At 40.0% G+C, this 8125-nt stretch carries 8 protein-coding genes and 1 pseudogene; 5 read left to right on the top strand and 4 right to left on the bottom strand.

All coding sequences use genetic code 11. The features are described from left to right. From RMY31_RS31720 to RMY31_RS31730, 3 genes and pseudogenes are all read left to right on the top strand, one after another. Positions 1-426 (top strand): HEAT repeat domain-containing protein (locus RMY31_RS31720; RefSeq protein WP_409878990.1); only part of this gene is annotated, 426 nt, incomplete at its 5' end. Positions 427-465: 39 nt separating this feature from the next. Continuing rightward, positions 466-669 (top strand): annotated as a pseudogene (locus RMY31_RS31725) (type II toxin-antitoxin system HicA family toxin); the annotation flags it as partial. After that, entirely contained in the window at positions 670-894 is a 225-nt protein-coding gene (locus RMY31_RS31730; protein ID WP_322667101.1) for a type II toxin-antitoxin system HicB family antitoxin, read from the top strand. Between the two features lie 165 nt (positions 895-1059). Here RMY31_RS31730 and RMY31_RS31735 read toward each other — a convergent pair whose 3' ends face one another. Next, complete coding sequence (locus RMY31_RS31735; protein WP_322667091.1) at positions 1060-1887, bottom strand: HAD family hydrolase; 828 nt, start codon at positions 1885-1887, stop codon at positions 1060-1062. A 105-nt stretch (positions 1888-1992) separates the two neighbouring features. Between RMY31_RS31735 and RMY31_RS31740 the strand changes: the two genes are divergently transcribed. Both RMY31_RS31740 and RMY31_RS31745 read left to right on the top strand, forming a co-directional pair. Continuing rightward, positions 1993-2793 carry a hypothetical protein gene (locus RMY31_RS31740; protein WP_322667089.1) on the top strand — a complete coding sequence of 267 codons (801 nt, stop codon included), beginning with the start codon at positions 1993-1995 and terminating at the stop codon, positions 2791-2793. 225 nt (positions 2794-3018) lie between these two features. Beyond that, a complete protein-coding gene (locus RMY31_RS31745) occupies positions 3019-3459 on the top strand; it encodes a GNAT family N-acetyltransferase (RefSeq protein WP_322667087.1) in 441 nt (146 codons plus the stop codon). A 100-nt stretch (positions 3460-3559) separates the two neighbouring features. Here RMY31_RS31745 and RMY31_RS31750 read toward each other — a convergent pair whose 3' ends face one another. From RMY31_RS31750 to RMY31_RS31760, 3 genes are all read right to left on the bottom strand, one after another. After that, positions 3560-4294: a DevA family ABC transporter ATP-binding protein gene (locus RMY31_RS31750; protein WP_322667099.1), complete on the bottom strand. Its 735-nt coding sequence runs from the start codon at positions 4292-4294 to the stop codon at positions 3560-3562. A gap of 147 nt (positions 4295-4441) precedes the next feature. Beyond that, positions 4442-5596, bottom strand: coding sequence for an ABC transporter permease DevC (gene devC, locus RMY31_RS31755; RefSeq protein WP_322667085.1), 1155 nt, complete (start codon positions 5594-5596; stop codon positions 4442-4444). 81 nt (positions 5597-5677) lie between these two features. Continuing rightward, positions 5678-7099 carry an HlyD family efflux transporter periplasmic adaptor subunit gene (locus RMY31_RS31760; protein WP_322667083.1) on the bottom strand — a complete coding sequence of 474 codons (1422 nt, stop codon included), beginning with the start codon at positions 7097-7099 and terminating at the stop codon, positions 5678-5680. Between the last annotated feature and the right edge of the window lie 1026 nt (positions 7100-8125).

Below are 8125 nucleotides of genomic sequence, written 5' to 3' on the forward strand. Positions count from 1 at the left end.
CCCGACACCAAATCCATCCTCAAACAACGCGCTACCCAGGATGATCACTACTTTGTACGAAGTGCAGCGGTCGAAGAATTAGCGAACAACTTCAAAGATGTCCCAGATACCAAAACTTGGCTCAAAGAACGCGCTACCCAAGATGATCACTGGTTTGTACGAAGTGCAGCAGTCCAAAAATTAGCTAAATACTTTAAATATCAGCCTGAGTTGTTTGACATCTTCCACAACTGCGCTGTTGATGATTCCTTTGAGCGCGAGGAAGAGGATGAAACTAATCCTCGGCACATTGCACTAGAGATAATTATCAAGCAATTTCCTCAGCATCCCCAGACTTTACCACTGTTGCGCGACAGAGCAGAGAATGACCCAGATGAGCAAGTGCGGAAATTTGCTCAGAAGAAGTTGGCAGAATTAGATAAGTAAAAGTTGAGGCAATGGCGAGTGGAAATGTAAGCTGAGGCTATGCCTAAGAAAATCAGAGAACTCAAAAGCTTGTTACTGCAAGCAGGGTTTACTCATAAACCTGCAAAGGGTAGTCACAGTAAATGGATACATCCGCTATTAGCTCAAGCTATCATCATCGCTGGCAAAGATGGTAGCGATGCCAAACCTTATTTAGAAAAGCAAGTCAATGAAGCACTTGCAGAATTAAAGAAAATAGAAAGAATGAAATACACAATTGTTATTCAATGGTCAGAGGAAGACCAATGTTATGTGGTTTTGTTACCTGAGTTTACGAATGTAATGCAGCCTTGCACTCACGGAGATACTTACGAAGAGGCTCTAAAAAATGCTCAGGAAGTACTAGAACTTCTAATTGAAACAGCTTTAGAAAATGGTGAATCTCTACCAGAACCTCAAACTCTAGGACAGTTATTTAAAGTGGCATAAATTTTTATGTCCCGCTTTCCTCAACATTCTCAAAGTCTTTTACTACTAAAAACGCTAAGCCTTGATAGCATAGAGTTAATATCCATCAGCATCGGCACTAAAACGGATACATAAGTACGTTATTGTGTGCGTAGACGCAAAGCGGCTTGTCGTGAGACATCGCATCTACCTATGGGAATTTAATTTCAAGCTTTTCAAAATATAACTAGATAATTCACAAAATCCTTCTCCTTCAGTCGCAGCAGTAATATAAGTAGGCTGATGTTGCAACTGATTGGCATATTGCAACACATTTGCTACACCTACAGAAACAGGAAAATAAAGCCGATTAAATAAACTTTCATCATTAGGGCTATCACCAACGGTAACAACTTGTTTTGGTGAGTAGTTGGGTAAATGTTCTTGCAATACCTGCAATAATCCAACAGCCTTATCTTGTCCTTGTGGTTTAATGTGACACTGGACGTTGCTGTAGGTGAATCCCCAACCCATTTGCTGACAGAGATTACCCAAAATTTGCAGATCGTCTGGACTTAAAGAAGCTACATCAAATGTCCAATCAGTGATGCGATAACGATTATCACTCGATTCTTGGATTTGAGGGAATTTAATTTTTAATTGTTCAAAAACTAAAGCTAAATGCTGGCGATGAACTGTTAAGTCTGGAATAGGCGTTAAGGCTATTGGTTGCTCACTTCCAGACGAATAGAATAAACCGCCGTTTTCTGCTAAAGCACCTGCAACTGGCAACAAGCTACTCAACCCACTCACCCACCCTGCTGAACGTCCAGTCACAATTAGTACTTTAATACCAACTGCTGTTAAGTCTTCCAAAGCTTGCAACAACGCAGCAGAAAATTTTCCTTTCGTCGTCAAGGTACCATCCATATCTGTAGCGACTAGACAAATATTACTTAAGCAAGTAAGTGAAGCCTGAGATAGTTGCTGCGGATTGCTAGGATGCCCAGAAGTGAAGTTTGAGTCTTTGTACATATGCAGTCTGAGAAACGCTGTAAAAAATACACATAATACAGCAAGATGGCATTCAGGATTTGGGCATCCTAAAAATAATAAGTTAAGTATTTCTGTTTGCTAACTATGCTAAATTCGATGTTTCTTGCCCAGTCTTCAGGGTCAAAACCGAAAAAAGTCACCCAGCAAGTACCAGCAAGCGATCCTCAAATACCTCCATTTTTGCTTGTAACCTCTGGAGGATTAGCGGTAGCGGTGATTGCTTTGATTGTGTTTTGCAAACTCCAGATGAATAAATTTGAGAAAAAACTCAAGTTTGAGCAATTCCGGACGCGAGAACTAGAGAAGAAGTTTAAACTGGCGCTGGAAACAATCCGCAAAATGGAAACTAATCCCGACTTGGTTAACTCACGGGACTTCAACCTAGATTATCTGCGAATGCGGATGTCAGAGGAAGTTTTTCATTTTGCGATCGTGAATCAAATTAAAATTAAGGTCAAAGATAAAATTTCTCAAGCCCTGCGTCCCAATCAAGCCCAACAGGGAACGTTAGGAATCGCCAATAGCGCCGGACGGCAAGTGGATGAAATTTTTGATGTCGAGTATGAGACAGGAACTCCACAAAACTCGGCAAAGCGAGTACTGTTTCGCATTCAAATTCGATTGATGAAGTTACCGACGCAAGCAACTTCTGCCACTATTAGCCAAATTATTGATTGTATTGAAACTTATCTTAGCCCAATTGAAGATGAGGATACCTGGCAACCGACGATTCAAGGTCGAATTGCCACCATGCATTGGGATCAAAAAGCTAAGCCTACGCCTTTGTTGGTACTGGAGCAATCAAATGAAGGCGTGAATGTAACTTTTCGCACTAGTCGCCAACCTAATGCTGTGCCACAGCAGAAGCAGTCTGGTGTCAAATAGTCAGGTTTTGCTAAACAATAATCATGGCTAGGGTGCAACTATATAGTTATGAATTCTACCGACTATATTTCGGTCGGTTGAGGCTGTCTATGAAAACTACGGTTTAGCGTTCAAGGTGAAGTTATTTTGAGATGAGCGATGAGGCCTTAATTCCTAGATAATAAGTATGACTAAGCTTCACGGCTAATCGTAGGTGTAGTCTACATTCAAGTTTGAGGTGAGTAAATGCAAGTCGTTTTAGCGGCTGCTGAACATTTAGAAAATCTATCAGTATTGTTTGATCTGTATCGTGTTTTTTATCAACAGACTTCGGATCTTGAATCTGCAAAGAAATTTTTATATAAGCGGCTCCAAAATCGTGATTCTGTAATATTTGTAGTAAATGTTGAGAACAACTTGGTTGGTTTTACACAGCTTTATCCTAGCTTTTCCTCGGTATCAATGAAACGAGTTTGGATTTTGAACGATTTGTTTGTGCAAGAAGTGTATCGAAACAAAGGGGTCGCTCGATTATTGATGGAGGCTGCCGAGAACTATGCAAAAGAAACTAAAGCAGTTCGGATTGTCTTAGCAACTCAGATTGCTAACACGGTAGCACAAAAGCTATATGAATCACGCGGATATTTAAAAGACGAAGAATTTTATCATTACACATTGCGGTTGTAGCAATAGCATAACTTAGGCGTTAAGTGGCTTAACTTATCATACTGCCTTTAAGTTCTACTACCGCTGCTCACTTTAGTCGTTATGAGTTATGAGTTGCGGATTATGAGTTATTATTTCTTGCTCCGGAATCGTAACTATTAACTACACTTTGGGAGTCACGAGCTAAAAGCCCATCTTCCATTTCTACAATGCGATCGGCTATGTCTAAAATGCGGTTGTCGTGTGTTACCAGCAAAATAGAGGTTCCTTGCTCTTTGGCCAGACTCTGCATGATTTCTACAACATCGCGTCCTGATTGTTTGTCTAAAGCTGCTGTTGGTTCATCTGCTAGAACCAATGGCGGACTATTGACTAGGGCACGAGCGATCGCTATTCTTTGTTTTTGTCCCCCAGAAAGATTATCTGGGTAGTAATTAATTCGTTCTTGTAAACCAACAGCCCCAAGCATGGCTTCTGACTTAGAAATTGCTTCACTTTGAGAAATATTCTCATTCAATTCCACCGCCATCTGCACATTTTGCGTAGCAGTTAAAAACCCTAGCAAGTTGTGAGCCTGAAAGATATAACCAATGTTACGCCGGATTTGTACTAATTTATTCTGACTAGCACCATACAGTTCTACGCCTAAAAATTTCAAACTTCCCTCTTGTACAGACCGCAAACCACCAATCAAGCTCAGCAATGTTGTTTTACCTGACCCTGATGGCCCGGTCATAATGACAATTTCCCCAGGATAAATTTCTAGGTTAATGTCAAATAAGATTTGTTTTTTTAATGTGCCTTTGCCATAGTAATGATTAAGATTCTTAATGGCGATTACAGGTTCTTGTCTCATCATAAATTTGGTAGCTGTGAGTTAGTAGTTCCGAGACGGAAGTTTAGTGCCTGTAAGAAGTGAGGATTTCTTATGTATTAATCATAAATTATTTTTGAATTTTAAATGTTAATAAGTAACATTTAATTTGCATTTTAATTTTTTCAACTAAAAGATATCTGCTGGATCGGCAGAGCGTAATTTACGTACAGCAATAGTACCAGAAAAGAAGCACATTGCAATAGTTAAGATTAGCACTAGTATGGCACGTTCATAGCTCATAAAAACAGGCAAAAGTGTAGCTTCTCTAGCTTTTTGGTACATCAACATCGTAAAAATCCAACCAGGAATATAACCTAAACAAGCTAATAACAATGCTTCTTGGAGAATGACAATTAACAAATATTTTTGTGTATAGCCTATTGCTTTTAAAGTTGCATACTCAGATAAGTGATCGGAAACTTCTGTATAAAGTATCTGATAAACAATAACAGTTCCGACAATGAAACCCATGATTGTCCCTAGGGTGAAAATAAATCCAATAGCTGTACTACTTGCCCAGTAATTTCGCTCAAAATCAATAAATTCCTGTTTAGTTAAAACATGGATATCTGTAGGTAAATAATTCCGTAAATCTTGAGCAACAGCGGTTGCATCTGCTCCTAGTTTTAATCTGATTAGACCAATATCAATTAATCCTTGTTGACGGTTGTTGAATAATCGGAAAAAGTTGACATCACTAGTAATTAAATTTCCATCTGCTCCAAAGGATGCACCAAGAGTAAATAGTCCTACTACTTTAATTTTCCTCCTTCGTACTTCTGCTGTTACAGTTTTTCCTTGCTCAAAATCAGCAGCTATTGGGCCATATTCCTGCCTAGAAGAGCGGTCAAATAAAACTACATCAGGCAGTTTTATTTTATCTAAGTTTTCTTCAACTCCAGGCAAATTAAATATGTTAATTTCTGGATTAATTCCAAATACAAGCAGGTTACGAGGACGACCTGTTATAGGATTTTTCCAACTTGTATAATCTAAATATATAGGATGTACTGATTGCACGGTTGGTAATTCTAAAGCTTTGTATAACCGCCGTTGAGAGAAGCTTTTCATCGACAGTACAGCATTAGATTGACTATTAATTAAAACAATATCACCCAGTAAGCTAGTATGTAAGCGAACATTACTATAATACAGAGCATCTCGGAAACCTAGTTGCATAAACATCAGAATATCAGCAAAGGCAATTCCTGCCAGAGCGACAGCTAGACGAGTTCTTTCTCGTGTCAGTTGCAGCCAAGATAGAGGTATTTTACGACTCATTGATGAAGTGGTAAGAATGAAGTATGAGGTGGGAAGTGTGAAGTATAAAATTTTATCCTTCAGCCTTTCTTCAGCCTTTGTTTAGTTATTAATGTCAACAAGAACTTTGGCGTTGGTTAAGCCTGAAACCTTTGGACTATCTTCTGAAGACAAGGCAATTTTTACTTCTACTACTCTGGCATCTACATCTGCTGCCGGATCTGTATTCAACACATCTTTTTTGCCGATTTTTCTGCCAATTTCAGTAACAACACCTTTTAATTCCCCATTAAAAGCCCCATTATCACTACTAACTATGGCACTTTGACCTATACGTACTTTACCAATACTATCTTCAGGAACTTCAGCAATAACCATCATCCGATCGGTTTGTCCAATCTCGGCGATGCCGTTGGGACTGATGGCTTCTCCTGATTTGGTGTGAATTGTTAAAATCTCTCCGGCGCTTGGTGCTTGGACGTAGGTTAATTTCAGTTGTGCTTCCGCTTGTCTGACACTTGCGATCGCATTAGTAACTTGAGCTTGCGCTATTTGCACATCAGTAGGACGGACATCTACTAGCCTATTGAGTCTGGCTGTTTCTTCGTCTATTTGTCTTTGCAAGGTTGCTACAGTTTTATCGCGGGTAACTTTGGCTTCAATCAACTGCTGTTGCAAAGTCGTTAAAGTTTTTACTTGATTAGCTCTAGCCTCGGCAACTTGCTGGCGCAGAGTGGCCAGTGTCTGCCTCAAGGTAGCTTGGCTTTCTGTAACCTGCTGACTAGTGGTGACTGCATTTAAGCGTCTATTGTCCCGTTCTTGCTGGGAAATAGCACCTTCACGGTATAAGTAATCGTAGCGTCCGGCATCTACTTGAGCATTACGCTGTTGGGCTTGTATCCGAGCGATCGTTGCTCTTAAAGTATCTTTTTGCCCGCTGAATTCGGCTTCTAGGCGATTAACTGTTGCCTGTTGAGCCACTTTTTCTGCACTTAACTGGGCCGCAATTCGAGTAACCGATGCTTGTTGAGCATCTCTTTCCCCACGCAGCTGAGCTTGCAGGCGAGCAATGATTGCTGTTTGGGCTTGAATGTCTCTTGGCGAGCCAATTCTTACCTGGGCTAAATTAGCACGAGATTCTTGGAGTTTTGCTTTTGCTTCTTCTAATGCAGCTATTTGAGTATCGTGGTTGTCTAAAATCGCAATTACTTGACCTTTCCTGACCTTCTCTCCTTCTCTAACAAAGATTTGCTGAACTCGTGACGCTGCTTGTGCGCCTGCGGTTGGAGCAGAAAGTTTAATAACCTCTCCCTGTGGTTCCAAACGCCCCACAGCACTAATGCTGTTAGCAACTGGTTTTACGGGTACGGACGGGCTTAGCTTTTTCAGTTGCTCAACTTTGGCTGTAGTTAGTAGCCCAGCGGCGATCGCTATTGGTAGGGCTACAGCAATACCCCACCAAACCTTAGATTGTTCCTGCTCAAGTGGCTGCTGTCTTGACTTTGTCTCAGTCACCCTTGACATAGTATGTTGCCTGTTTATCTAAATTGTGCTGATGGAAGTAAAAAAGTGAATTAGGCGTAGTCAAATTAGTCAAAAAGGGTTTTAGTAAACAGCCAGCTTAGGACAAATAACAATGGTTTAAAGCTGGATATCGCTTTAAATCCAATGTCCAATCAATGCTCGATGCTACAGCTTTCTACAATAGCGCTGGTCAGTAGCTGGCTATTCAATAAACTTCTTGCAAATCTTTTCCCTTTCACTACTTACAAAAAATACTTTTGCAGGAGACATCATAAACAGAGTAAGCGCAAAGCTCACGCTACATTTTTATTGATATAACTCTAATGAGAGTCAGTCAAAAATGTCACACTAACTCTAATTAAGTGTTTGATAGTTATATTGGTTGATGCCAGAAATCTGTTGGTTGTTATCTAAGTTTCAAACTGCATCCAAATATACATTACCGAAGTTTTGCAACTTGACTAAGAATATCAAAGACAAACTTTTCAGAGATGAAGTTAACATCTTAACCAGAACTATTTCCCCAGCTTAACGAGTAGAGGCTACAGTTAATCACAAAAGCGAAAAGAATATGAAAATTAACTATTGCCATTGTTAAACTTAATCTAGCTGCGGAAGTGAGTCTGCTTTCAGTCAGTCAACAACTTACTAAAAAATATCTGTCAAATAGAGCATTTCTAACATTAAAGTTTCCTTAACTTTATGGTCAAATTGTTAGCAGAGTTAGTTGCTTATACCTAGTAAGATATCTGCTCCAAAGACCTTGCTATTGTTGTCTCACTCCATTAAACTCTCGCTGAATGAATTCTACATTTATCAGTTATGGGAAAACGTAGCGGAGCCTACAGATGGGGATAAGAGGGCAGGGGAGCAGGAGGGCAGAGGGGCTGACAGGTGTAGGTTTTTTACGTTTTGTTCCTAAAACCCTGGTTTTAGGGTGTAAGGGTGTGGGGGTGTAAGGGTGTAGGGGTAGAAGAAATGATGATTAGAGCGTTAGTTTTATAGTCATTACTCATTGCTTGATTA

The organism is Dendronalium sp. ChiSLP03b (assembly GCF_034531165.2).
GTDB classification, from domain to species: Bacteria; Cyanobacteriota; Cyanobacteriia; order Cyanobacteriales; family Nostocaceae; genus Dendronalium; species Dendronalium minutum.

Bases quoted from the DNA above. Each gene is read 5' to 3' on its own strand.
- RMY31_RS31730 (WP_322667101.1), top strand. From the start codon at position 670: ATGAAATACACAATTGTTATTCAATGGTCAGAGGAAGACCAATGTTAT.
- RMY31_RS31735 (WP_322667091.1), bottom strand. From the start codon at position 1,887: ATGTACAAAGACTCAAACTTCACTTCTGGGCATCCTAGCAATCCGCAG.
- RMY31_RS31740 (WP_322667089.1), top strand. From the start codon at position 1,993: ATGCTAAATTCGATGTTTCTTGCCCAGTCTTCAGGGTCAAAACCGAAA.
- RMY31_RS31745 (WP_322667087.1), top strand. From the start codon at position 3,019: ATGCAAGTCGTTTTAGCGGCTGCTGAACATTTAGAAAATCTATCAGTA.
- RMY31_RS31750 (WP_322667099.1), bottom strand. From the start codon at position 4,294: ATGAGACAAGAACCTGTAATCGCCATTAAGAATCTTAATCATTACTAT.
- devC (WP_322667085.1), bottom strand. From the start codon at position 5,596: ATGAGTCGTAAAATACCTCTATCTTGGCTGCAACTGACACGAGAAAGA.
- RMY31_RS31760 (WP_322667083.1), bottom strand. From the start codon at position 7,099: ATGTCAAGGGTGACTGAGACAAAGTCAAGACAGCAGCCACTTGAGCAG.